This is a genomic window from Schaalia canis, from assembly GCF_003858455.1.
GTDB classification, from domain to species: domain Bacteria; phylum Actinomycetota; class Actinomycetes; order Actinomycetales; family Actinomycetaceae; genus Pauljensenia; species Pauljensenia canis.
The window spans coordinates 32593-57267 of record NZ_RQZF01000010.1 but is presented as its reverse complement, the minus strand read 5'-3'; the positions used below and the strand labels follow the sequence as shown (position 1 = coordinate 57267).

18 protein-coding genes and 1 tRNA gene are annotated in these 24675 nt (G+C 59.0%); 4 read left to right on the top strand and 15 right to left on the bottom strand.

Annotated features, from left to right (window positions below; all coding sequences use genetic code 11):
* Positions 1-14 precede the first annotated feature (14 nt).
* Positions 15-1007, bottom strand: a complete 993-nt coding sequence (locus EII11_RS08770) for a methionine ABC transporter ATP-binding protein (protein WP_124871672.1) — start codon at positions 1005-1007, stop codon at positions 15-17.
* Between the two features lie 100 nt (positions 1008-1107).
* A complete protein-coding gene (locus EII11_RS08765; RefSeq protein ID WP_165867127.1) occupies positions 1108-2010 on the bottom strand; it encodes a FluC/FEX family fluoride channel in 903 nt (300 codons plus the stop codon).
* Positions 2011-2315: 305 nt separating this feature from the next.
* On the opposite strand from EII11_RS08765, the gene EII11_RS08760 reads away from it, so the two are divergent.
* Positions 2316-2627 (top strand): thiamine-binding protein, encoded by a 312-nt coding sequence (locus tag EII11_RS08760; RefSeq protein ID WP_124871667.1) that lies wholly within the window; start codon positions 2316-2318, stop codon positions 2625-2627.
* A 26-nt stretch (positions 2628-2653) separates the two neighbouring features.
* Positions 2654-3604 (top strand): tRNA glutamyl-Q(34) synthetase GluQRS, encoded by a 951-nt coding sequence (gene gluQRS / locus EII11_RS08755; protein ID WP_124871736.1) that lies wholly within the window; start codon positions 2654-2656, stop codon positions 3602-3604.
* A gap of 150 nt (positions 3605-3754) precedes the next feature.
* On the opposite strand, the gene EII11_RS08750 is transcribed toward gluQRS, so the two are convergent.
* From EII11_RS08750 to EII11_RS08740, 3 genes are all read right to left on the bottom strand, one after another.
* Positions 3755-4132 carry a hypothetical protein gene (locus tag EII11_RS08750; RefSeq protein ID WP_124871664.1) on the bottom strand — a complete coding sequence of 126 codons (378 nt, stop codon included), beginning with the start codon at positions 4130-4132 and terminating at the stop codon, positions 3755-3757.
* Between the two features lie 170 nt (positions 4133-4302).
* A tRNA-Arg gene (locus tag EII11_RS08745) sits at positions 4303-4375 on the bottom strand.
* A 190-nt stretch (positions 4376-4565) separates the two neighbouring features.
* Positions 4566-5633, bottom strand: a complete 1068-nt coding sequence (locus EII11_RS08740) for an aldo/keto reductase (protein ID WP_124871661.1) — start codon at positions 5631-5633, stop codon at positions 4566-4568.
* Between the two features lie 463 nt (positions 5634-6096).
* On the opposite strand from EII11_RS08740, the gene EII11_RS08735 reads away from it, so the two are divergent.
* Positions 6097-8058, top strand: coding sequence for a solute carrier family 23 protein (locus EII11_RS08735; RefSeq protein WP_124871658.1), 1962 nt, complete (start codon positions 6097-6099; stop codon positions 8056-8058).
* Positions 8059-8316: 258 nt separating this feature from the next.
* Complete coding sequence (locus EII11_RS08730) at positions 8317-9372, top strand: LacI family DNA-binding transcriptional regulator (protein WP_124871654.1); 1056 nt, start codon at positions 8317-8319, stop codon at positions 9370-9372.
* 164 nt (positions 9373-9536) lie between these two features.
* Here EII11_RS08730 and EII11_RS08725 read toward each other — a convergent pair whose 3' ends face one another.
* The 10 genes from EII11_RS08725 to EII11_RS08680 all read right to left on the bottom strand — a co-directional run bounded on the left by EII11_RS08725 (position 9537) and on the right by EII11_RS08680 (position 24628).
* Positions 9537-11282 carry a dipeptide ABC transporter ATP-binding protein gene (locus EII11_RS08725; RefSeq protein ID WP_124871651.1) on the bottom strand — a complete coding sequence of 582 codons (1746 nt, stop codon included), beginning with the start codon at positions 11280-11282 and terminating at the stop codon, positions 9537-9539.
* Positions 11283-11290: 8 nt separating this feature from the next.
* Positions 11291-12259 carry an ABC transporter permease gene (locus EII11_RS08720; RefSeq protein WP_124871648.1) on the bottom strand — a complete coding sequence of 323 codons (969 nt, stop codon included), beginning with the start codon at positions 12257-12259 and terminating at the stop codon, positions 11291-11293.
* Positions 12252-13178 (bottom strand): ABC transporter permease, encoded by a 927-nt coding sequence (locus tag EII11_RS08715; protein ID WP_124871644.1) that lies wholly within the window; start codon positions 13176-13178, stop codon positions 12252-12254. The genes EII11_RS08720 and EII11_RS08715 overlap by 8 nt, the downstream gene beginning before the upstream one ends.
* A gap of 327 nt (positions 13179-13505) precedes the next feature.
* Positions 13506-15131 carry a peptide ABC transporter substrate-binding protein gene (locus tag EII11_RS08710; protein WP_124871641.1) on the bottom strand — a complete coding sequence of 542 codons (1626 nt, stop codon included), beginning with the start codon at positions 15129-15131 and terminating at the stop codon, positions 13506-13508.
* A 282-nt stretch (positions 15132-15413) separates the two neighbouring features.
* Positions 15414-17624 carry a PfkB family carbohydrate kinase gene (locus tag EII11_RS08705; protein ID WP_124871638.1) on the bottom strand — a complete coding sequence of 737 codons (2211 nt, stop codon included), beginning with the start codon at positions 17622-17624 and terminating at the stop codon, positions 15414-15416.
* 267 nt (positions 17625-17891) lie between these two features.
* Complete coding sequence (locus EII11_RS08700; RefSeq protein ID WP_240623123.1) at positions 17892-19118, bottom strand: App1 family protein; 1227 nt, start codon at positions 19116-19118, stop codon at positions 17892-17894.
* 159 nt (positions 19119-19277) lie between these two features.
* Positions 19278-20534, bottom strand: a complete 1257-nt coding sequence (locus EII11_RS08695; RefSeq protein ID WP_124871636.1) for an MFS transporter — start codon at positions 20532-20534, stop codon at positions 19278-19280.
* Positions 20535-20610: 76 nt separating this feature from the next.
* A complete protein-coding gene (locus tag EII11_RS08690) occupies positions 20611-22041 on the bottom strand; it encodes a multicopper oxidase domain-containing protein (RefSeq protein ID WP_124871633.1) in 1431 nt (476 codons plus the stop codon).
* Positions 22038-23504 (bottom strand): hypothetical protein, encoded by a 1467-nt coding sequence (locus EII11_RS08685; protein ID WP_124871630.1) that lies wholly within the window; start codon positions 23502-23504, stop codon positions 22038-22040. Before EII11_RS08685 ends, EII11_RS08690 begins: the two co-directional genes overlap by 4 nt.
* Positions 23501-24628: a hypothetical protein gene (locus EII11_RS08680; RefSeq protein ID WP_205649277.1), complete on the bottom strand. Its 1128-nt coding sequence runs from the start codon at positions 24626-24628 to the stop codon at positions 23501-23503. Before EII11_RS08680 ends, EII11_RS08685 begins: the two co-directional genes overlap by 4 nt.
* Positions 24629-24675 lie beyond the last annotated feature (47 nt).

Below are 24675 nucleotides of genomic sequence, written 5' to 3'. Positions count from 1 at the left end.
GGAGACAGCGGCACTCATGCGGTCCTCACTTCCGCGTAAATCTTCTGCTCGCGCAACTGGGTCACAATCTTCTCAGCGTGATAACTGGGCACCGACAAAGCCAAGCGCCCCACCTGCGTGGAACCAATCGACTCGAAACGGCCTGCGGTCACATCCGCACCCATCGAAGCCGTCAAGTTCAGCACTGTTGCACCGGTGGGAATACCCGGGCTGGAGGTAAAAATGACATCCAAAAGAGTGCGATCCTGAGGAATCACGGTGTCATCAACTGAAGGAGCGGGAACGAGCTCTCGCGCCAAGGGAGAGGCAACATCATTGAGGACAGCGTCAACCGTGCCCGATTGGAGGACTTGGCCCGCACCAAGCAGGGTCACAGAATCGCAGATTTCACGCACAACACCCATCTCGTGGGTGATGATGACAACGGTCACGCCAGCCAGGTCACGCACCTGACGGAGCAGTTCAAGGATCTGGCGAGTGGACTCGGAATCAAGCGCAGACGTCGGCTCATCACAGAGCAACACCTGAGGATGATCGGCTAAAGCGCGTGCGATACCCACGCGCTGGCGCTGGCCACCGGACAGTTGCGAAGGGTAAGAGTTACCGCGGCCAGCCAAACCGACAAGCGCAAGCAATTCTTCAACCCGAGCATCAATGTCGGCTTTCTTCATACCAGCCAGACGCAGCGGGTAGCCAATATTAGCTGCGGCGGTACGTCCGTCTAGCAGGTGAGCGGCCTGAAAGACCATGCCGATAGCGCGGCGTGCCTCGCGTAGTTCGCGCCCACGCAGGGTGGCAAGGTCAGTGCCGTCAACAACGATGGACCCAGCGGTGGGCTTTTCCAAGGCCGTCAGGCATCGGATAAGCGTGGACTTGCCTGCACCCGATTGGCCAACGATGCCGTGGATGGAGCCGCGTTCGACGTGCAGATTCACGTCGTCGAGGGCAACGACGTCGCTGCCGCCCTTGACGGGGTACACCTTACGGACCCCAATCAAGTCGATCATGGTGACAAACCTTCCCTACGCTGCCGGTGTGTTCGCTGTGAAAGCGTGCATTGAGCAGCCTCCAGCATAGGCTGGCCCGAAAGGCGCCCCAAATTGTTCGTTACATTGCTCCACATGCTGAAATCCCAGCAATTTTCCAGCCTAAGGCGCAGGCTCCCCAGGCAAACACCCAAACTCCAGCAAATATAAGGGCTCCACCCCACACATACCCTCGACGCACAATCATCCACGCATCAACAACAGCCGTCGAAAAGGTGGTGAACGCCCCTAAAATTCCTGAACCCGTACACAACCACGCAAAGGCAATAACACCCCGCTCTGCCCCCTGAGCCAAACACATCTGGTAGCTGCCAGCGACGAAGCCCGCCGCCCCGCTGCCCAGCACATTAATCACGGCAATTCCCATAAGCGGCGCAAGCACAGTGAACCCCCGCGTAAGAGTTGCCCACACGCACTCTTCTTTCCGCCTACGGCAATCAGCCGCGAGCGCAATTCTTTTCTGGACGGCAGTAAAACGTAAGGTCAGCCATGCATTAAAGCGCCAACGGAAGGTGGCGCCCACAATGCCCATAATCGCACCCGCCATGATGCCCAGGGGAAGCGGCACGGATGCCTCGTCAATCCACGACGGCGGCAAGGGGTATCCCGCACTCGCATGCGTCGCGCTCAAGGCGAGGGCTGAATAGGTGGTGAAGGAGCCGCAAAAGCCCGTGGCCCATATTACCCACGCTCGCTCGCTGATACCGCTATCTTTTGCGAGGAGCATTCCTCCCGTGGTGGACGTGGAAGAAGTCGCGGCCCGATGGCGCCGCGCTGTGAGTCCACACAGAAAAAGGGTGCCCAGCAGGTTCACTGCCACAGTGGAGGCAAAGACTGGAGCGTGCAGTGCGCTTGTAAAGAACGCATCCGCACTGAGCCGAGCCGCACTGCCAAGCAATGCGCCAATGGCGAGGGCCACCCACATGTTGTTGAGGCTCCTGAATGCACGAGTGTGAAGATTCATGGGCGCTCCTCCTTCCGTCTGTGCTTTCTTTCCGTCTGGCATTCTCTCCAGCAGTGTTTTCTTTCCGGCAGCACCCTCTCTGCTTGTGCCTTCTCCTGTTGACGGCGACTGTGCCCGTCTGGGCGGGCAACACTTTACGCCCGAGCCATAGTCTGAGCCCACGCCACAGCCCCGAGTCTGAGCCCGAGCCCGAGTGCAGCAGTGCAGCACTGCAGCAGGGCACAACAGAGCAGTGAAAGTGCGGGTTTATGCTACTGCGCTTATGCCTCCCCCAGAAGCGGGCTGGGCACTATTACTCTGACAGTATGTTGTTTGCATTCTCTGTTGCCCCCATGACCACTCCCCACGAAGATGGGTCTGTCACCGAAGCCGTAGCCCGCGCTGTTGATATTGTCCGCAAGTCAGGACTTCCCAATGAGACTTCCTCAATGTTCACCACCATTGAAGGCGAATGGGACGAGGTCATGCCCGTCATTAAGGCAGCCTGTGCCGCTGTAGCCGAAGTGTCGCCTCGTGTGTCGCTCGTGCTCAAGGCTGACCTGCGTCCAGGCTTCACCGGAGAGATGACAGCGAAGGTGGAACGCCTCAACTCTGCCCTTGAGCAGATGGACCAGTGAGCACCGCATCCTCCGCACAGCCGCCATTGCCGACAACTGCACCTCTTCCCTTTGAGGCTGCTCACGCAGGAGCTGGCCGTTTTGCCCCTTCCCCTACGGGTGATCTACATGTCGGGAATCTCCGCACTGCGCTGCTTGCGTGGCTGTGGGCACGCCAGAGTGGGCGGCGCTTCCTGCTGCGCGTGGAAGACATTGACCGCGTGCGGGCAGGTTCGACGGAACGCCAGCTTGAGGACCTTGCTGAGATTGGACTTGAGTGGGACGGCGAAGTTCTGATCCAAACCACCCGCACCGATGCCCACGAAGCCGCCCTTAATCAGCTTCGCGAAGGCGGGCACCTCTTTGAGTGTTTCTGTTCACGTAAAGATATTCGCGAGGCGGCCTCAGCCCCGCATGTGCCCCCAGGCCACTATCCGGGCACCTGCTTGCACCTGAGCAAGGCTGAGCGCACAGCTCGGCGCGAAGCATTCGCCAGCGCGGGGAGGATTCCAGCCCTGCGGCTGCGAGCGCCCGCCTCGTCCTGGACTGTCACCGACGAATTGCACGGACGCTACACCGGCCCGGTTGACCACTTCGTGGTGCGCCGCAATGATGGCGTCCCTGCCTATAATCTGGCGGTTGTCGTTGATGATGCCTTTCAGGGTGTTGATCAGGTGACGCGCGGGGACGATCTGCTGTCGCAGGCTCCCGCGCAGGCTGCTTTAGCTTCGTTGCTAGAAGTCAGCGAACCCACCTACGTACATGTGCCTCTGGCGCTGTCCCCAACGGGGGCACGCCTAGCTAAACGTGACGGAGCGGTGACCCTGCCCGATCTTCACGCTTTGGGGTGGTCAACTGCTGACGTGCTTGAATGGATTGGACGTTCCCTGGGTGTCGAGGGGGCGCGCTGCGCTGCTGACCTGCGGGAAGCTTTACCACTTGACGCCCTGCGCGGGCTGGGCACGCAGCCGTGGGTGGTACATCCGCCGCAGTTGTGAGCCCCGAGCGTGAGGTTGTGTGCGGCTCAGCGCCTTATGTACAGTTCAGTGCCTTGTGTACGGCTTAGCGCCTTATGTACATGGCATACCACGTACATGTAGCGCCAAGACGTACAAATCAGCCCCCCTTTCAGGGGACTCCTGACAGAGTCAGAGGATACTGACTTCCACCTGCCAGCTTCCGGCATCTGTTTGATGTGCGCGCGCACGGCTGGCCACCACAGCGGATTTTCCCGCCCGCATTCGCGCCAGAGTTGCTGCGGCATCCGCACCACAGATGTGAAGCGCCGTCACGCCACAGACGTCAACATCCAGGGCATCCTCAGTGACCGAAGAAAGGCTTGCCTTTCGGGCCAAAAGCAAGGCGTGGAAATCCACCGGATCAGTCAGATCCCACCCTTCTTTTGCTGCGCGCTTTGACAGGGCGCGATCTAACTTGGGTGAGACAGGCACATCAATCCAGTATTCGCCCTCAAGGACGGTCACTTCAGGAGGTTCAAATCCTAAGAGCTTTGCCCATAGATCCATCGGGGCCTCCTTTGAGATTGACGAACGGCCGTTGTTCGCATGATCTTCCTTGCGCCTGCTGGGCGGAGCGTTGGCATGATTCGACGATCGCCGCACGGGCGGGTATCGTCGAGAGATGGCAACAGATACGCTGAACCCCCGCCAGTGGATCACACCGACGGGGGCCGCTGCGCGCTCGAAGGGACTCGAACCCCCAACCTTCTGATCCGTAGTCAGATGCTCTATCCATTGAGCTACGAGCGCAGTGCCGTTTGGCTGAGAAATACTCTAAAGCACGTTCAGCCTCAGACACAAATCCGTTGAGTGGGCGATGGGTCACACTTGCGCCGGTCGGCGCCATTTCGACGCGAATCGAGGCTCACCCGCACACCCTCTCAAACACCCCGGATACGCAGCCCTAAGACTCCCACCCGGGTGAGAGGGGCAAAGGCACCTACACGAGGCTTGCTGCCTTCGTGTGTTCGTCAATAATGGCAAGTTCCTCGTCGCTGAAGTTCCAGGTTCCGATTGCCCCGACCGAGTCACGAATTTGTGCCACAGAGGATGCTCCCACCAGGACGGTCGTGATACGTGGATCCCGCAGGAGCCACGCCAGGGCCATTTGCGCGAGAGACTGGCCTCGTTCGGCGGCAAGAGCAGCCAGCGCCCGCAAGTGGGCGAGGCGATCATCAGTGAGCACATCGGGAGTGAGGAAACGCTGCTGTCGCATACGCGATCCTTCAGGAATACGTTCCTCACCAAGGTACTTGTTGGTCAGAAGCCCTTGGGCCAGTGGCGAGAACACCGCAAGGCCAAGGCCAAGTTCCTCGCACACATCCGTCAGCCCGTTTTCAATGCCGCGGTTGAGCATGTTGTAGATCGGCTGATGGACAACCAGGGGCAGGCGGATCTCTCGGGCGATACGCACAGCCTCGCGGGTTTGTTCAACGTCATAGGAGGAAATTCCCGCATAGAGGGCCTTACCTGATCGCACGGCCTGATCAAGGGCCAGGATGGTTTCTTCTACTGGCGTGGTGGGGTCGAAACGGTGGCTATAGAAGATGTCGACATAGTCGAGGCCCATGCGGGTGAGCGACTGGTCAAGGGAGTTGAGGACATATTTGCGTCCGCCGCCGCCTTGCCCGTAGGGGCCCGGCCACATGTCGTAGCCTGCTTTGGTGGTGATGACGAGTTCGTCACGGTAGGGGCGGAAGTCGTGGGCGAAGTGCACGCCGAAATTTGTTTCTGCTGAGCCGTAGGGCACGCCGTAGTTGTTGGCGAGGTCGAATTGCGTGATCCCTAGATCGAAGGCGGTGCGCAGGATGTCGCGTTGACGGTTCATGGGGGTATCGCCGCCGAAGTGCTGCCACAGGCCCAGGCTGAGGACTGGCAGGTCAAGGCCAGAGCGCCCACAGCGCCGGTAGTGGGCGCCTGCGGCCTCGTAGCGTTCGGGAGCGGCTAGCCACGGGTGGTCGATTTGCTGTGGAGCAACGGGGGTGCCGAGGTTGTGTGCATGATCCATGGTGGTTCCCTATCGTCGGGGCGTCTCGTCTGGGTTTGCCGCGTAAGTCAGCGGTGACTGCGCGCGAAAGTACCTTGTGACAGTATCGCACGGGGAGCGTTCTTCACCCTGTGGAGCGGCCGAAATTGGCTGGAAACAGCGGGGATGACAAACGAGGCGAGGCGCTCCCTGCGTTGTGGCCTCATGTTTGGGGGAGCCCCGGCCCTGTATGGTGCGTACAGGGCCGGGCCGGACTGTGCCCGTCAGCTCCATTGATAACGAACGGTCCGTTGCAGTAATGCGGCTCGCTTTTCATCATATGTAGGAGATGGCCCACATTTTGTTCTTTGGGGAAACGTAACCAAACTGTGACATACCATCTGGCGAACAGCGGCGTTTTACAGGGTGGGCAGGACTATTCCTCGCCACCCCAAAAGAGGAAGATAGAGGGGCATCCATCCCTTCTTTCACTTTGGAGAGACGTATGGCTTTCGCTACCGGCCAAAGCACTCACCCCACCCCCTCCTCCCCCACGGTTCAAGACCCTGTTGACGCCGTTCCTCCCGTTGCCAAGCTCACCGTCCTTGGCATCCAACACGTCCTTGCGTTCTACGCGGGCGCCGTCGTTGTTCCTCTTGTCATTGCCTCTGGCCTTGGTCTTGATGCTGAAACCACGATCCACCTTATTAACGCTGACCTCTTCACTTGCGGTATCGCCTCTATCATCCAATCGGCTGGCCTGGGTTCGAAGATCGGCGTGCGCCTACCACTGCTCCAAGGCGTGACCTTCACCGCTGTCTCTCCACTGATCGCCATTGGCCTTTCTGCGGGTGGAGGTGTTGAAGGTCTTGCCACCATGTATGGTGCGATCATTGTCGCCGGGCTGTTGACCTTCTTTGCGGCCCCCTACTTCGCCAAGCTTCTGCGTTTCTTCCCTCCCGTTGTCACCGGCACTCTGCTGACCATCATGGGAACCACTCTGCTGGCCGTCTCTGCCATGGATATCGTCCGTTGGGGCAGTGACGCTGCGAATGCCGAGGCCGCCGCCGCTGGCACCCTTAAGGGTCTGACTTACGCCTTGGGCACACTGGCTCTTATTGTGCTCATACAACGCATCTTTAAGGGCTTCATGGCAACGATCTCCGTTCTGGTGGGTCTGATTATCGGCACCTTCGTTGCCTGGATGCTCGGTGATGCTTCCTTCGCTGGCGTGGGCGAGGCCGCAGCTTTCGGCCTGACCACGCCATTCTTCTTTGGTTGGCCGGCTTTTTCTGCCACCGCAATTTTGTCGATGGTCATTGTCATGGCGATTACTGCTGTGGAAACAACCGGCGATGTCTTTGCAACAGGAGAGATCGTGGGCCGCCGCATTACACCTCAGCACATCGCCAACGCTCTGCGTGCCGATGGTCTCTCCACTGCTCTTGGCGGCGTGCTTAACTCCTTCCCCTACACCTGCTTCGCCCAGAACGTTGGCCTCGTGCGCCTCTCTGGCGTGAAATCACGGTGGGTCATCACGATGGCGGGCGCCATCATGATTGTCCTGGGCCTCCTACCCAAGGCTGGTGCTATTGTCGCATCAATCCCCGGCCCCGTGCTTGGTGGTGCTTCATTGGCAATGTTTGCTTCTGTTGCTGTTGTCGGTATTCAAACGCTGAGCAAGGTCGATCTTCACGACAATCGCAACGCCGCCATTGTGTCAACCTCTATTGGCTTGGCCCTCTTGGTGACTCTGCGCCCCGAACTGGGTTCAATGGTTCCTTCCTGGGCACAGGTGTTCTTTGGTTCGGGTGTGACTATGGGTGCCACCATTGCCATCATCCTGAATATCGTCTTTTTCCACATTGGCCGCCAAAAGGGCGAGGATGTGGCCGTCTTGGACGGTAAGCCTGTTGATCTTGAGCAGATCAACGCCATGTCCCGCGAGGATTTTGTCACGACCTTCGGTGGCATGTTTGCCGGAGATACCTGGCCGGTGGAAAACGCCTGGCTGCACCGCCCCTTTGCCTCCACTACGGATCTGCGTCAAGCCTTCCACGAGGCAGTCCTTGCTGCATCCCCCAGCCTGCAAGAGAGCCTGATTGGCAATTACGTGGATATTGTTGAGCTCGTGACGCATGGCAGTGAGGATCCGCAAGCCAACCTTGACATTGCTTCCCTTGCTGCCGGTGATATGTCAGCCGAGGAACGTGAAGCTCTGGAGGCTGTGGGCCAGGCTTACCGGCAGAAGTTTGGACGCCCCCTGGTCATGTGTGTCACGAATCTGACCGGCCATGAGCAGCTTGTCTACCAGGCGTGGCGACGCGTTGATTCTTCGTCTGCGCGCGAGGCTCGGGTGGCCCTGGGTGAAGTGCTGGATATTGCTGACGAGCGTTTCAATATGCTGGTGGCTGATGCTAATCCGATTCGCACTGCTTGGATTCGTAAATTCGACCAGTTGGATTAGTTTTTAGCGTTCCTGCGAACCTTCACATCCTGTGCCCGCGAAAGATATTTTCTTTCGCGGGCACAGTTTTATTGCTATACAATTTCGCGCCCCTACTTTTGATAAAGATCTTGTCACACTCCTTCGATTTCCATCATTCCCGAGAGGAAAATGATTAGACTCTCCCCTTAAGGGAAAGTGCTGTTCACCGGCCCACACATTTCAGAGCGGCCACAACTTTCACCTCCCCTTCACTTTTGGACAATCCGGGAGAAATTGATGACTCGCAAGCGCGTGCGTTTGGCCGATGTCGCCGAAGAAGCAGGTGTTTCTGCTTCAACAGCGTCACGCGCACTTGGATTTGATTCCCATTTGATCAGCCCTGAAACACGAGAACGTGTACGCCTTGTTGCGCAGCGCATGGGTTATCGCGCGAATCCCATCGCTCGTTCTCTGCGAATGTCATCGACGGCATCCATCGGAATGGTTGTCCCCTCGATCATGAATCCATTCTTTATGGAACTCGTCGCGCACGTGGAAAGCTGTCTTGCTGATGAGCAAATGGCCCTCCATCTTTCCAACTCGCGCGACTCACACACCGTGGAAGATCAACACATCCGTGCTTTCTCCTCGGGCTCTGTTGACGGCCTCATCATCGTGCCCTGTCATGAGATTTCCAGTGCTCCTGCGATTGAGCACGCTTCTTTATCTCTGCCGATTGTTCAACTCGATCGCCCCTGCCCAAATATTGGCATCCCTAGTATTGGGGTAGATGATCGCGCGAGCATCACGATGATTATGGATCACCTCCATACCCAAGGGGTCAAGACCCTCGCACTGGTCACGAATACCGGCGCCAACCTGTCCTCCATTGCCCGCGTTCACGAGGCTTTACATGCAGCAAGCAAACTCGGCATGGACCTCCAAGAAAACCGCATTTTCGAAGGATGCCAGTCCATTGAAGGGGGCATTGAGGCCGCACGTGCGCTGCGCTCCCAAGGGCCACTACCTGACGCCATCGTGTGCCTCAATGATCTTTTGGCCCTGGGGGTCATTGCTGAGTTACGCAAGCGTGGCATCCGCGTACCCGACGACCTCTTGGTCACTGGCTTTGATGATATTCAGTTTGCCGCCCTCTCAACGCCTAGTCTGACCACCATTCGTCAACCGCTCATGCAGATTGCGCGAACGGCTGTCCAAATCCTTCTCAAGAAGCAAACTAACACCTACACGCGCACGACTTTCAAGGGGGAACTTATCGTCCGTGAGTCGACGACGCGCCTGTACCCGCCCAGCCAGCCAGGCGCCCTTCCTATTACGGCTCTTCCGAATTAGACCGAACGCCCGATACGCCACCAAAACCCCACAGGGGTGGATCGAGGGCACAGCGGCAAAAATGTGTGGAGGGGCCGCACGCCTCAGCGTGCGGCCCCTCTTCACATGTTTCTCAAGTAGCCCCTCGCTCCCGCATGCCATGCGCTTTGGGAGCAAGCGTTCAGTCAGAGATTGAGCTGAATAGATCGGCCAGGAACTGCCTCGATCAGCTCTCGCGTGTAATCCTGAACAGGGTTTGCGAAGAGCTCATCAGAGGTGCCCTGCTCAACAAGCTTGCCATGCTCCATCACAACCACGTCATCAGCGATCTGACGGACAACGGCCAGGTCGTGGGTGATGAACAGGTAGGACAGACCAAGCTGAGCCTGCAGGTCATTGAGCAAGTACAGAATCTGATTCTGCACGAGCACATCCAGCGCGGACACGGCCTCGTCCAGCACAACAACCTCGGGGTTGAGGGCAAGAGCGCGGGCCACAGCAACACGCTGACGCTGACCACCGGAAAGCTCATTGGGGTAACGGCGCATCACCGAACGCGGCAGTGCCACCAGGTCAAGCAGCTCCGATACGCGAGCAACGCGTTCCTTCTTCGTGCCAATACCGTGAACGCGCAGGGGTTCTTCGATGACACGGAAGATGGAGTACATCGGATCAAGCGACCCATAGGGGTTCTGGAACACGACCTGCAAGTGACGGCGCAGCTCGAAAAGTTCACGATCGTTGAGCGTCGAGCAGTCGCGGCCCTTGAAGTACACCTTGCCTGAAGTCGGATCAAGCAGGTTAAGGATCATGTTTGCGACGGTCGACTTACCCGAGCCGGACTCACCCACCACTGCCAGGGTCGTCCCCTTACGCAGGGTGAAGGAGACGTCGTCAACAGCCTTCAGTTTGGCTGCCTCACCCTTTTGACCGCGAATATCGAAGATCTTGGTGAGGTTTTCGACGCGGATGATCTCCTCTGTGGAGGTCGCACCTGCACCCGAGCCCGTGAGTTCTTCCTCGGTCACCTCAATACCGCGCGCGTGGGCGGACTCGATACGAGCTGAAGCCAACGAGGGCGCTGCCGACACCAGACGCTTGGTGTAGGGGTGCTGCGGGCGCTGGAGGATTTCCAGTGCCGGGCCGGACTCCACGATGCGACCACGGTGCATGACGACAAGCTGTTCAGCGCGTTCAGCAGCAAGGCCCAGGTCGTGGGTGATGAACAAGACTGCTGTGCCGAGGTCCTGGGTGAGCTGAGCCAGGTGATCGAGGATGCGACGCTGAACGGTCACGTCAAGGGCCGAGGTCGGCTCGTCAGCGATCAGGAGCTTCGGACGAGCAGCCATACCCATCGCGATCAAGGAACGCTGACGCATACCGCCAGAGAACTCGTGGGGGTACTGCTTCGCGCGGCGACCGGCCTCGGGCAGGCCCGCTTCTTCAAGGAGTTCGTTGACACGCGCGGGCATGTCGATCTTGTCGCCCTGAATGGCGTTTGACTTACCGGGGCGCTGAGCAGCAGCCTCAATAACGTGAGCTTTATTGGCTTCAAGTGCTTCTTGCACCTGACGCCCGATACGCAACACGGGGTTGAGGTTGGTCATGGGGTCCTGAGGAACCAGACCAATGCCGGAGCCGCGAAGCGCAACCCATTCATCGTCACTGAGGTTGGTAATGTCACGGCCATCAAACTCAATGGTGCCGCCAGTGACCTTACCGGTACCGGGCAGGAGTCCGATAACGGCGGCTGCGGTGGTGGACTTACCGGATCCTGACTCACCCACGATGGCAACAGTTTGACCGGGGTAGATGGTCAGGTTGGCTCCACGAACAGCGGGAACGGTACCGGTGGAGGTCGTGAAGGTGACTTCCAGGTCGGTAATGCGCAGCAGGGGGTTCTGGTCGTCTGCGTGTACTTCAGTGTTCATTTCTTCGCTCACTTCTTACGCGCCTTCGGATCAAGAGCCTCACGCACAACGTCGCCCATCATGATGAAGGATAGAACCGTCGTGCCCAGTGCGATTGCAGGGTAGAAGAGAACCTGCGGGTCGGTGCGGAGCGAGGCTTTCGCAGCAGAAATGTCATTACCCCAGGACACGATGTGCGAGGGCAGACCGATACCCAGGAAGGACAAGGATGCTTCGGCAACGATGAAGCCACCGAGGGCAACGGTTGCGTACACGATGATCGGCGCCATCGAGTTGGGGACGATGTGGGACATGAGAATACGCCAGCGGGATGCGCCGGTAGCGCGGGCTGCGGTGACGAATTCTTCGTTCTTGACCGACATGACGGTGCCGCGCGCAATACGCGCAATCGAAGTCCAACCGAAAACGGTGAGCACCAGAATAACGGTCCAGACGGAACGTTCAGCGGTGAGCTGCATGAACACGATGGCTGCGAGCAGGAAGGGGATGGCGAAGAAGATATCGATCAGACGCGAAAGAATAGCGTCAAGCCAGCCGCCCAAGAAACCTGCGAGGGCACCCAGCAGTGACCCAATGAACGTCACAGCGATCGTGGTGACAACACCAACGAGGACGGAAGCGCGTGCGCCGTAGATAATGCGCGAGTAGATGTCACAGCCCTGACGATCAAATCCGAGGATGTGGCCTTCAGTGGGACCTGCGTGCTTGAGAGAGAGGTCGCAGACACGGGGATCCTGGCTGGCGAAGAGCTGCGGGAAGGCAGCAATGAGGACGACCAACACGATGATTGTGGCCGAGACCCAGAACATGGGGCGGCGACGGAGTTGCTTCCAGGCTTCGCCCCACATTGATGAGGGGGCGGATTCATCCTTGACGGCGTCTACTGCGCCCAGACCTGTTTCATCAACATCGGAAACATAGTGTGCCTGACCCGCGCGAGTGCGGGTGATATTTGCTGAAGGGATGAAATCACTCATAGCGGATCCTCGGGTCAAGTACGGCGTACAGAAGGTCAACGATGAGGTTCGCAATGATGTACACGATCACCAGAACGGTGGTGATGGAGACGACGGTTGCGGGCTCACCCTTGGTGATGCCCTGCCACAAAGTGCCGCCAACACCGGGGATGTTGAAGATACCTTCGGTAATGATTGCGCCACCCATGAGCGCGCCAAGGTCGGCACCCAGGAAGGTTGCCACCGGGATCATCGAGTTGCGAAGGATGTGACGGTTGCGCACCTGACGGTTGGTCAGACCCTTAGCGCGTGCGGTGCGGACGAAGTCAGCGCTCTTGGTTTCAGAGACAGACTGACGGGTCAGACGCAGCACGTATGCCAGGGAAAGTGAGCCGAGTACGAAGGCTGGCATGATCAGCGCGTAGACGCTTGTATTGCCGCCAACAGTGACCGGGAAGAGGGCGAGCTTGACACCCAGAACGTACTGAAGGACGAAGCCGGTAACGAAGGAGGGAACGGAGATGATGATGAGGGACATCACCAGGACGGTGGCGTCAAACTTGCCGCCGCGTCGCATACCCGCAATAACACCGAGGACGATACCGCCGATAGCCTCGAAAATGAGGGCCATCACGGCGAGCTTGATAGTGACGGGGAAGGCCTGAGCCATCACGTCGATAACTTCGCGACCAGAGAAGGTCTTACCGAAGTTAAGGGTGAGGACGCCCTTGAGGTACAGCAGGTACTGCATGTACAGGGGCTTATCAAGATTAAATTCGGCGCGAATACGTTCCTGAACTGCCGGGTCAAGGCCACGGTCACCGCCCAGTGCTGCCACGGGGTCACCGGGCATTAAGTACACCAAGGCGAAAATCAGGAAGGTTGCCCCAAAGAAGACCGGGATGGTCTGCAGGAGCCGCCGTCCGATGTATCGGAGCATGGGTGAGTTCCTTACTGGATGACGTCCTACATGCGCCTGAAGAACCCACGGTTCTCATGAGCAGAATGTTGTGGCTGATGGGGCCAAACAATTCGGTAGGACATGATCCTCATGTCGTGTGTGGATGGGTATCCACTCATGGTCTGAATCGCCATAAGAAGGCAGTCCAGAAGCGATTTTATGCAAACGACCAGTAAATTGCGAGTTAATGAGTCCCCAAACACAGGGACTCATCTCAAGTGCGCGGTATGGCGGGCGGGATAACCCCGCCCGCCATACCGTTCAGGTTTCGGCGTCAGCCGGTGTGCAGCCCTTGGCTGCGCTCACTCACTTACGAGTGATGTTGTGGTACTCAGGAACGGACTTCCAGTTGATCTCAACATTGTCAACGGAATCGCTCCATGCTGCCGATGCGCCACCGTACCAGGTGGGGATAACCGGCATGTCCTGGAAGAGGATCTGCTGAGCCTCGTCGAGGATCTTGTTGGCTTCGTCGAGGGAAGCCGAACCTGCAGCCTTGGTCAGAAGCTCATCGAACTTGGGGTTGGAGTAACCGGTGTCGTTGGAGGAACCGGTGGTGCCGTAGAGCGGGCCGAGGAAGTTGAACTTCGAGGGGTAGTCACCCTGCCAGCCGGTACGGAATGCGGTCTCGATACGACGCTCAGTGATCTCGTTGCGGAAGGACTTGAAGTCGGGGAAGGACTTGCCCTCAGCCTCGATACCGAGGTTGTTACGCAGCATGTTGGTAACAGCGTCAACCCAGTCCTTGTGGCCACCATCGCCGTTGTAGGCGATTTCGAACTTGCCGGAGAAGGGGGTCATGGCGTCAGCCTGTGCCCACAGTTCCTTGGCCTTTTCGGGGTTGAAGGTGAGGACCTCGTTGCCGGGGATGGCGTCGTTGTAGCCTGCGACGACGGGGGAGGTGAAGTCCTTGGCGGGCTTACGGGTGTCGTTGAAGAGGGCCTTCACGAGCTCATCGCGGTTGATGGCCATGGAGATGGCCTGACGGCGAAGCTTGCCTTCTTCACCTGCGAAGTGGCCCTTCTGAGGAATGGCGAAGGACTGGAACACTGCTGCGCCCTGAATGACGGAGCGGCCTTCGAATTCGCTCTGGAAGGTGTCGAATGCGGAGGTGGGGATGGCGTCGAGGACGTCAAGGTTGCCACCCTGGAGGTCGTTGTAGGCGGCATCCATGTCGTTGTAGATGACGATGTTCAGGCCGGCGTTCTTTGCAACGCGGTCGCCGTCGTAGTGGGGGTTGGGAACAAGCTTGATCTGAACGTTGTGCTCCCAGCCGTTCTCAGCCAGCATGTAGGGGCCGGAGGCGATGGGGTTTTCACCCTGAGCGTCCATGTCAGCCAGGGCGGCGTCAGCCAGGGGCTGGAAGACGGAGTAGCCCAGACGTGCGGGGAAGTCAGCCTCGGCCTGCTTCAGCTCAACGGTGAAGGTGTAGTCGTCAACGAGCTTGATGCCCTGAGCGAGGTCGTGCTTTTCACCCTTGTCGTCGTAGCCCTTAACGGGCTCGAAGAAGAAGGCGTTGTCCTGGTTTTCAGCGCCAACCAGCACCCAGGCGTCAACGAAGTTCTTTGCCTTGATGTCGGAGCCGTCGGAGAACTTCTTGCCTTCCTTGACCTTGATGGTCCAGGTGATGTTATCGGAAGACTCGATGGACTCGGCGAGTTCGTTGTGGGTTTCGCCCTTTGCGTCGTAGTAGACGAGGCCAGCGCCGGTGGCGTCGAGAACCTTGCCGCCACCGGTTTCGGTGGTCAGACCCGGCAGCAGCGGGTGCTGGGGCTCGGAGCCATTGGTGCGGATGGGATCGCCGGCAACGACGTCGCCTGCGGGTGCGGCAGATGCGCCGGACTGATCAGCAGAGCCTGCGCCGCCCGAGCACGCGGTGAGCGTGAGGGCCAGAACTGCAGGAACTGCCAGCCAAGACTTCTTGAAGCTCATGTGGAACTCCTTCTGAATGCTGGGGACTAAAACGTCTGGGCATATTCGCCAGATACCTGATGAAGTCTATGCAGATCGTAAAAATATGCGTCTTTTTGTTTCACGATGCGTGCATCACGGTCTGGTTACAATGTGTCACGAAAGGGTAACATCGCAGATCAAAAGCCATTTGGATTTCAGAGATGCTTTAATCTCGCGCATAATTATGTAACGCGAACCACAGCCTTCTTTTACATTGTCCACTGACGAGCGCAAACACCCGTGCCCGTTTTCTTCTCTGAGTTAATCCCTCATCAACTCCGCAGCACAGCTTTCAACCTCAGCCCGCGAAGGACAGGTTGCCGGTCCATGAAACTGTGTCGACAGCGCCCCAGCGCAATTAGCCACAAGTAACGCCCTCTGCCAACTCTCCCCCGCCGCCAATGCTGCACACAGGGCACCCGCATGGGCATCGCCTGCACCGTTAGAATCCACGGGCGTCACAGAAGGCGTCGGAATCGCCACAACCTCTCCTTCATGGGCCCACCAGGCCCCCTGCTGACCGGCGCGCACTAATACGGGCGCGCCCAACGCCCGACTCAACGCCTCAGCCATCACCGAAAGGTTGACCTGAGCACCGCCTGCGGCGGGCGCTTTATCCTCGCCCAATAACGCTGCCAACTCCGTCAGCGCAGCTTCATCACCATCGGTCCGCCAGCCTTCTACCAGCAATCGACGGGCCAAAATGTACGCTTCACGCTCGTTAATCGACCACAGCGGCCGAATACCGCCGATAAGCGCGAGCGTGTCAGCGGGAGCCTCGCCAATCATGGGACCGACGTCAAACAGGACAGCACGCGGCATGGTCGCCGCCGTCTGAAGACGGCGCACGAGACGTTCAACCTCGGCGCGCGTGCGCGGGTGATAGAGGGAATAGCCGCACAGATGGAGCACGTCACCCTCATGAAAAGAAAGAGCATCCCATGCCCCCTCGGGCACCTCAGCCTCGGCTCCCACCGTCGACACAAAGCTCCGTTCCGCATCAGGCTCGGTCAATGCCACGCAATAACCGGTGTCAACACCAGGAATGGTCGGGCCATGATGAGTCACCCCCTCAGCGTTGAGGGCAGCGCGCGCAGCATCAGCCATTGGACCTTCACCGAGCGCCCCATGATGAATCACCTTCGCGCCCATTTGGCGCGCAGCGTAAATGACATTAAAGCCACCGCCGACACACATCTGATGAGAGGAAGCAAAAATATCGCCACCCTTTTCCGGCAGATGATCGACCGTCATCGTCAGGTCAACAATGACCTGGCCCGTGTAGTGGACGCGGCCGAGCACACCGTCAACAACGTCAACGCTGCTGCCAACGACTTTATCGTGATCGCCGGTGTCCTCATCATCGGTGATGACGTCGTCACCATCATCGTGTAGTTCAGGAGCTTTCCACCCGTCCTCCCCCGCCCTCAAGGCTGAGGGGAGCCCCTGGGCTTCACGCACCGCCAACAAAGCGTCAACAATGCCTTCAATATCCAGGTCATTGACAGCGGTGACCTCGTCCAATAAGTCTGGCGGGAGAAGCACATACCCATTCGCCGCCCCCAGAAGAGCCCCAGCAATCGCGCCAATCGTATCCGTATCCCCACCAAGATTCGCAGCCGCAAGCAGGCCATCCAACGGGCGATCCGCGTAAAAAGACGCCAACGCCAGAGCACAGGGCACTGCTTCAGCCGTCGCCACCGACGTCCCAATCAAGTCACGCAAGGCACTCATAATGGCCTGCACCTCCTGCATGGAGGAACTACGCGCCGCCATCACCAAACTCAAAGCCCAACGCGCACGCGTCAATACCGAGGCGCCCTCGGCCCACTCGCCGCGAGGATTAATCGACTGGGCGGCTTCAACCTCGTCAACGGCCCAATAAAGGGCGTCAGGTAAGGTCTGGCCGTCAAGAAGCGCGCTCACCGCAAGGGCAACAACTGCCGCCCCCTCAAAACCTTGACGCGTATTGTGCGTGACCAGACACGATTCATAGACCGCATCAAGGAGGGCGTCCGTATCTCCGGTATCCCAGGCAATACCAACGGGAGCCACCCGCATAGCGGCACCGTTGGTTGTGCCCGAGGTGCCCGTCGTGCGCGGGTCAGCGCCAGCGCGCACCTGCTCCAAAGCCGCCTTCGTTGAGGGGCCAAGCAAATCATGGGAGCCCCGCTCGCACATCTGTTGCTCCCACGCCAGCAGGGAATGGGCCAAAGCCTCGGGAGCAATATGTCCGCCGCCCCCGATCAACAGGTCTGCGACAATCAAAGCCTGCTCGGTGTCATCAGTGACAGTCCCGGCGGGCAGGCCCGGCGCGTAGGGTTGAATATCCGCGCCTGCCAGTAGGCCGACAACCGGGCCATAGGTGTGAACAATGAGGTCAGGAGAGAGGGATTGCGTCGGCATTCCCAGAGCATCCCCCAGGGCCAGACCATACAGACAACCAAGCGCACGATCTTTGAGCACTGTCATAGGTCCAAGCCTAGTGGGTGAGTAGGACAGGCGACAGGGACAAAAAGGCTGCTTCCCCCCCCGCTTTAACACCCTGTAAGGGGCCTACTGTAACGAGCTGTAACGCCTCGGTGTTACAGCAGTGAAAGTCCAAAAAGGCGAAATAGTGCGGAAAAGTTGGGGTGCCTTTCCGCTACTGTCACACTACTGTAACGGTGTTACAGTAGAGCGCTTGAGTTGGGCGGCCAGGAAATAACAGTACCGAAGTACCTTTCCGGCCCTCTGTCGCTATTCTGCCGCTTTCACCTGCTCGTGCAAGCGGAATCCGTCCTCGCCAAACCAAACCGGAATCCCCTCTGGCACATCACGCAAGGCATCGGGGAACAACGACGACAGCGTTCCGTGAGCAAGGAACTGCTCCCGACTCGACAGTGAACGAATGGCAATACCAGCAACATGCTGGGGAAACTCGCGGGCAAACTCGGCATAAATCTCAGGATCACGCTGCCCGTCATCACCAACTAAGAACCAGCGCATATGCGGCAAATCCGCCGCCAAACGCCTCAACTCACGGCGTTTATGCTCTCGGCCTGAGCGGAACCACCCGGTATTCGATGGGCCAAAATCAGTCATCAAATACGCGCCCCGCGGAAAGTGGACCCTTCCCATGAACTCACGCACCGTCGGCACAACATTCCACGCACCGGTTGACACATACACCGTCGGCGCGGGCACACCCTCAAGAGGTTCACCGGCATCACGGGCTGCACGCTGCGAAAGATACGTCAGCAACTTCGCCATGCCAGGCACAGCCTCACGGGCAGCCACCCGATCAATCAAGGCGTGCCGAGCAGCCACGAAAGGACGCGGCACCATCGACACAATCACCGTGTCATCAATGTCAGAGACAACCCCGAAACGCTCAGCATCACCAACAACCCGCACCGCCACCGGCACAGCGCGGCCAGCATCAATACGGACACCGTCAATATCCACCCACGCAGCGGGCTCAACAGCGGAGGTGACTTCCCCTGCGGCAGCCTCGTTATCAGAGGCAGCAGACACAGCACAAGGAAGGGCGCTCAAAGAGGGACACTCACGCACCTGCTCCCTGGACAGCGGTTGAATCCACGCCGTGTGCCAGCCAGGTGTCAGACCATGCCCTTCACAGACCAGATCAACATATCCGCCACGATCAGCAGCCGTCACAACGCGCGCCCGCCCGATCGTCACGGCGACTGGCTCACGAGGCACCTGGGCGTCAAAGAATTGACGCCACCCTCGCCGCTCACTCAACCAACGACGCTGATCGTGCGTGCGGGCCATAATGACACGCCCCAACACGCGCGCACTATCGCAGGAACCATAGCCGCCAAAACCAACAATGCCCGAATCGTATCCGAATCGTTGAAGCACCCTGGCCAAGACGGTATTAAAACGCTCACCAACCGCATTAACCGAGGTCAAAATGGGTGAAGGGGTAACATCATCGATCAAGAACTTCGACCGAACCACAGCTCTCCCTCTTCCATCATCGGTACACAAGCGGCCCTACTGTCACGCCCACGCACATTCATCACAGGCCATCAGCAGTAACGCGCTTCCTTAATTGTGCCCTAGATCGACAATCGTCGACACCAGCCCACAAAAGGAATCCCCAAAACTCTCCCGCACTCAGTGATCCTCGCCTGAGTGCTCCCCGTCATTCTCAATCGCAGGCAGGTGGGAGGCCCGCTCGGCACTCACCGTGTGACGGCGCAAACTTGGCAGCCCCACAATCATCAGCACAACCATGATCCAGGCGAATGCCATCACCACCCAGAAACCACCTGCGGCCCCATTGGCGTCAACCCAGCGCCCTGACAGCATCGACCCCAGGGAAACACCAATATTCATAGCGGTACTCATCCACGTCAATCCCTCGGTGAGCTGCCCAGAGGGGACAACCTTGGCAATAATCATGTTGACATTCGTCATCGTCGGAGCGATCGTCAGGCCCGTCACCAACATGGCCAGGCCTAAGACCCACATATTCGTTGCCAGCAGGAAGCTCGACGTTCCCAGCGCCAAAGCCACAACACCCATGCCGAAAAGCTTCCACAAGGGTTGACGCCATGTGCGCGCGCCGTAAATCAATGCGGCGACCAGCGAGCCAAAAGCGAAGATCCCCAGCAAGACGCCCGCCAAAGCTGGCTGCATGTTTTCCTCAGTGAATGCCACAACCGAAACATCGGTGGCACCAAACATCGCCCCCGCACCCACATAGGTCAAAGCAAGGCCAATGACAACCGGGTGGGTAATAACAGTGCCGGCACGCTGCGTGCGGTCAACGTGAACGATGGGCGGCTCAGTATCGACCTGCGAAAAGAACCCCACAGAGCCGATAGTGATAAAAAGAATCGACAGGATCAAACCCGTTGCCGGGTGAAGGGCCGTGCCCACCATCGTCGCAACAATCGGGCCCACCACGAACACAAACTCATCAACTGCCGCTTCCAAAGCGTAGGCGGCAGTTAATTGGCGAGGTTCTTGCACCACCGTTGACCAGCGGGAACGCACGAGGGCGCCCGGCGCACCCCAGGTCGCGCCAGAAAGTGCGGACGCCACAAAGACCACCCACACGGGCGCTACCCACAGGCTCGCCACAGAAAAGACCGCTAAAGATACTGCGCAGATCACCAGGGACGGAAGCATGACCTTGCGCTGACCATAGCGGTCAACCATCCGCGCAAGAATCGGCGCGCACACGGAAGTCCCCACAATGCTGACGGCAACAACAAGGCCCGCCAGCGTGTAGTTCCCGTAGGCGGCTTTGACGGTGAGAATCATTGAGATGCCCACCATCGACATGGGCATACGCAGAATGGCTCCAGCAAGGGAGAAACGCCACGCGCCGGGGAGTGTGAGGACTTCTGCGTAGTTTGCGAGCACGAGGTTCTATCGTACTCGCCTTCAATGCCCGCTTATAGGCGTAAATTGGCGGAATCGGTCACCTTCGGCTGCGCTTTTACTCGCTCACCTTCAACACCCCGTGGGCGCCCTTTTCTGCCACGCTCATCACGTGGTTAACGAAGGTGTAGGTCCCCGGCTCCGTCGGTGTGAACTCAACGAAACCGCCCTCAGCCGCAACGAGTGGTAACACCTGCGACCCTCCGCCGCCCGCGCCTCGTCCTCGAATGAGGTAATCGCCTTCAGCCCACACCGTATCGAATTGGGTGCCGACAACGTGGAAGGCCGTTGTGATATTTGGGCCGGCATTCAGCACCCACATGCGCACAGTCTCCCCCACCTTGGCTTCAAGAGGGTGGGCGGTGTACTGGAAGGGACGCCCATTGAAGGTGGCCAGGTCTGGGGCCAGTGCTGCAAGCTTGGCGGGGTTGGCGGCCCCACCCTCGCCGCCGAGATAAAGTTCGCTGGCAACCAGCGCGTATTCGCGGTCCACGGGATCCAGGTCGGTGGGGTCGATAATGACCGCACCGTGCATGCCGGTAGCAATGTGAAGCGACATGGGGGCGGTGGAGCAGTGGTACATCCAAATACCTGCGCGTTTGGCCTCAAAAACGTATTCGAGGCTTTCACCCGGCTCAATCGTGCGCATTACCTGATCGGGGGCGATGTCGCCGGCATGGAAGTCAATGGAATGGCCCATCGTCCCATCGTTAATGAGAGTGATGTGGAAGGTGTCGCCCACTTTGCCGCGCAAGATCGGCCCAGGAGTAATGCCATTGAAACTCCACACGGCGCGCTCAACACCGGGGGCAAGAAGATCCATGTGTTCGGAGGCGCGCAAGGTAATGTGGTGAGTTTTCTCTGCGGGCGCGGGCGCTAGGGCTGCTGGGTAGGGGGTGATGGTTGTGTTGTATTCCATGAGTTCATGCATGGTGGGCACCCCCGCTGACGAGGCCACCGCCCCGTGCGCATGCCCGTGTGCGTGATTGTCAGCCGATGGCGGAGTTTGTGAAGAGGAGCCAGTAGCCGCTGCCCCCGTGACGATCACATCGAAGGTCATGCCTGCCGCCCGGTGGCCGGGGAGAGAACACCATCCTTGGAGGTCCGCGCCCAGAGGGTCAAGGGTGAGTTCAACGCTTGCCCCTGGGGAAATCTGGCCGGTGGTCGCTCCATTGGCAAAAACAAGATCGTGGCGCTGATCGCCTTCGTTGCGGATGGTGAGGTGGAGGGCATTCCCTGCTGGAACCTCAACACGGGATGGCACGAAAGCCATGCCGCGGATTGACACCTCCACATGGGTTGTTTGCCCTGTGGGGGTGACCGTTTGTGGGCTCGCACCGTGGGCACCACTGCCTGCTGCAGTGGTGGATGGGGATGCGATGGGGCCGGTCAGGATGATAGCCAGCACGACTGCCGCCACGCTCACCACAGCCATGACAAGGGCGCTAGCGCGTGAAAGCTGAGTATCAGGAGTGGTATCAGCGTTCATTGAGAGTTCTCCTCAGTGGGGGATGACGAGGGTCGGTTGGCCGTTAACAGGCGAGCGCGTGTGCGCTGGATGATCAGTGCGCGGCCCAGGTTCAGTAGATCAACTACGACTGAGAGCACCACCACGATCCACAGCGCCGTATTAATCCGCATCTGTACGAGCACATCCAACGCGACGGAAGGATCAACACTGGTCAGGTCAGCGCCCGCGAGCGCCTCGTTCACTGCCTGAAGGGCCAGTAGGACAAGAGCGATATGGCGCACGGCGATACGTAGGGTCGCGTGTGAGTTCACTGCGCGCACGCCTGTCTTTATCGCTGTCGGACCGCCCCCTGTAGCCACTGGGGTGAGGTAGTTGAGGGCCGCCAGCATAAGCTGGACGAGGCCTCCTGCCCCAATGAGTGGCAGCCACGTCAGACTTTGGGCGCGTATTGCGCTAAGGTCGCTGGCCTGCAATGCAACAAAGGCGAATGCGGCGATTCCGGCGATCAGCCACAGGAGGGCAAGGAGTGCCCCCAATGCGGGGTATTCCTTGAGTTGGGGCGGTGAAGTTGCTGGGCGCAGGCTGCGCCATACGCCTACCCCCACACCCACTGCTGCGGCTACCGCAATGACAGCCGCTCCCACACCCACCGCGCGGGCGGCAAGACGCCCGTCAGGGATGAGAGCCCCGAGCATGCACAGTGCTGTCCCAATGCTCCATACGGGTAAGGCTCGCATGGCGAACTCCACCGCCTGAGGGGCCATGCGAGCGCGCAGCATCGTTGGCCACAGAGTCACCAGAGTTCCTGCGATTGTCAGCCCTACCCAGCCGAAAACGGCGGCGCTCATATGGGCAATCGTCAGGGCATCTCGTGCCTCGACAAACCACGCCGGAAGGTCAACGACAAACATGGTTGTTGCCACTAGGGCTGCGAATAGTGCTGCCGCCACGAAGAATGCTGCGGCCGCCATGTAGTAGCGGATGACCACGGCAAAACGGCTGGCCAATAGTGTGCGCGCAGCGAAAGTGAGGGCCAGTCCGTGCCAGGCAATCATCGTCGCATACACGAGGGTTCCCGCCAGGATGAGCACCATTGACCCTGACCACATGCCAGCCACCAGCGCAATGAAGGCGGCGTTGACGGCGAGGAGGCGGATTGTCGTATCGCGCGAGGGGCCGCGATGCTCGGGGGTCAAGCGTAGAAGAGCGCGGGCAAAAAACCATGTCCAATGCAAGATGGCATTGGTCAGTACCCCCAGCGTGATGACGTGAACCATCGTCCACAAGGGTTGGGGCATGTGCTGTCGAAACGCTAAGGTCGCGGCCGCAGCCACCACAGACACCGCAATCCACACTGGGCTGACCACATCGCGGCGGGCTCGTGGGCGAGAAGGTGAACTACCGTGGGCGGCTGTGGAAGAGCTTGCGTTTCCACCACTCAGCCCCTCCTGCGGCGGCCTCGAACGAAGAGGGATACTCATTGGCTCGCCTCCGTCCGCGCATCTGCCTGACTATGGCGCCACTGACGCTGACGGCGGCGCGCCTGACGAATCGTGAGGGTCGCTGTCACCATCACGAACACCAGGAAAGCGACAACACCCAGGGCTACCCCGAAGCGCCACAGCGCCTCAACATCTCGACCGCCTCCTGTGAGACGCAGGAGAAGGGCCACCTGGATTAACGCCCACCCCACCCACATCAACCGATGGTAGGGAACCTCGCGTCGAATGACAGCAGGGATAATGACCGGGGCGTGCGCCACGATCATCGACAGCGTAAATCCAATCGTCAACGCATGAACAGCAAGATCGTAGGCATACCCTGAGGTCGCCCCCATAAAGATCCACATTCCGGCCGCGCACAGAGCCCAAGCGTAGGCACCAAGCATGCAGGTGGCTGCAAAACGAGGGATACCCGTACTGGTTACCATCCGGCGGGCCACATCATGCCAGGCAACGTCCGCCACCAACACCGCCAACGCCACACCCAGAAGCGCCATCCCAATGCTCGGCGCAATAAGGCTACAGACAAGCGTTGCCACCAGCGCCGCTGACTCAAGAAGAACCCTGAACTCTACACCGGCACCCGCGAAAGTAATGCGCGCCAACTCAAGACGTTCAGAAATGATGGTGAGCACCAGGAACATCAGCCACCAGGCCACGATCGCAGGAACGTCGTAGCCCTTCATCCACAGGGCAATCCCAGAAGCTCCAACGAAGGCACTGAGAATCTGAATGAGGGCGCTCATTGAGGGCTGGCGGCGCAGAGCAATATAAAGGTAGATACCCAGGAGGATCAGCATTGATGCCACCCACAGTGCGCCGGGCATCAGACGAGTGGAAACACCCACATTCTTCACAGCAGAGCTCGCCTCTGGTGATACGGCCATGACGATCGCACTCACGCCACCAACGCCCGCGAATAACGGCGCTGCGTAGGGCCAGAATCTGCGGCGATCGGCTTGAAGGGACACTGCGCGTTCCAGTCCGATAGCGGTCCCCAAGAAGCCGTAGATCATAAGCGGGCCGTGAATATTCCCCAGGTCAGCATGAGGGACAGGGGCAAGTGCCCCCGCGCGCACTAGAGCAGCATTCAGTCCGGCCATGACACTGATGAAGGCGAGCACCAAAAAGACCAGCCGTAGGCGGGGTA

What these genes read in the sequence shown, in the direction of transcription:
- EII11_RS08770 (WP_124871672.1), bottom strand. Translation starts at nt 1,007, where the DNA reads ATGATCGACTTGATTGGGGTCCGTAAGGTGTACCCCGTCAAGGGCGGC.
- EII11_RS08765 (WP_165867127.1), bottom strand. Translation starts at nt 2,010, where the DNA reads ATGAATCTTCACACTCGTGCATTCAGGAGCCTCAACAACATGTGGGTG.
- EII11_RS08760 (WP_124871667.1), top strand. Translation starts at nt 2,316, where the DNA reads ATGTTGTTTGCATTCTCTGTTGCCCCCATGACCACTCCCCACGAAGAT.
- EII11_RS08750 (WP_124871664.1), bottom strand. Translation starts at nt 4,132, where the DNA reads ATGGATCTATGGGCAAAGCTCTTAGGATTTGAACCTCCTGAAGTGACC.
- EII11_RS08740 (WP_124871661.1), bottom strand. Translation starts at nt 5,633, where the DNA reads ATGGATCATGCACACAACCTCGGCACCCCCGTTGCTCCACAGCAAATC.
- EII11_RS08735 (WP_124871658.1), top strand. Translation starts at nt 6,097, where the DNA reads ATGGCTTTCGCTACCGGCCAAAGCACTCACCCCACCCCCTCCTCCCCC.
- EII11_RS08730 (WP_124871654.1), top strand. Translation starts at nt 8,317, where the DNA reads ATGACTCGCAAGCGCGTGCGTTTGGCCGATGTCGCCGAAGAAGCAGGT.
- EII11_RS08725 (WP_124871651.1), bottom strand. Translation starts at nt 11,282, where the DNA reads ATGAACACTGAAGTACACGCAGACGACCAGAACCCCCTGCTGCGCATT.
- EII11_RS08720 (WP_124871648.1), bottom strand. Translation starts at nt 12,259, where the DNA reads ATGAGTGATTTCATCCCTTCAGCAAATATCACCCGCACTCGCGCGGGT.
- EII11_RS08715 (WP_124871644.1), bottom strand. Translation starts at nt 13,178, where the DNA reads ATGCTCCGATACATCGGACGGCGGCTCCTGCAGACCATCCCGGTCTTC.
- EII11_RS08710 (WP_124871641.1), bottom strand. Translation starts at nt 15,131, where the DNA reads ATGAGCTTCAAGAAGTCTTGGCTGGCAGTTCCTGCAGTTCTGGCCCTC.
- EII11_RS08705 (WP_124871638.1), bottom strand. Translation starts at nt 17,624, where the DNA reads ATGACAGTGCTCAAAGATCGTGCGCTTGGTTGTCTGTATGGTCTGGCC.
- EII11_RS08690 (WP_124871633.1), bottom strand. Translation starts at nt 22,041, where the DNA reads ATGAACGCTGATACCACTCCTGATACTCAGCTTTCACGCGCTAGCGCC.
- EII11_RS08685 (WP_124871630.1), bottom strand. Translation starts at nt 23,504, where the DNA reads ATGAGTATCCCTCTTCGTTCGAGGCCGCCGCAGGAGGGGCTGAGTGGT.
- EII11_RS08680 (WP_205649277.1), bottom strand. Translation starts at nt 24,628, where the DNA reads ATGGCCGGACTGAATGCTGCTCTAGTGCGCGCGGGGGCACTTGCCCCT.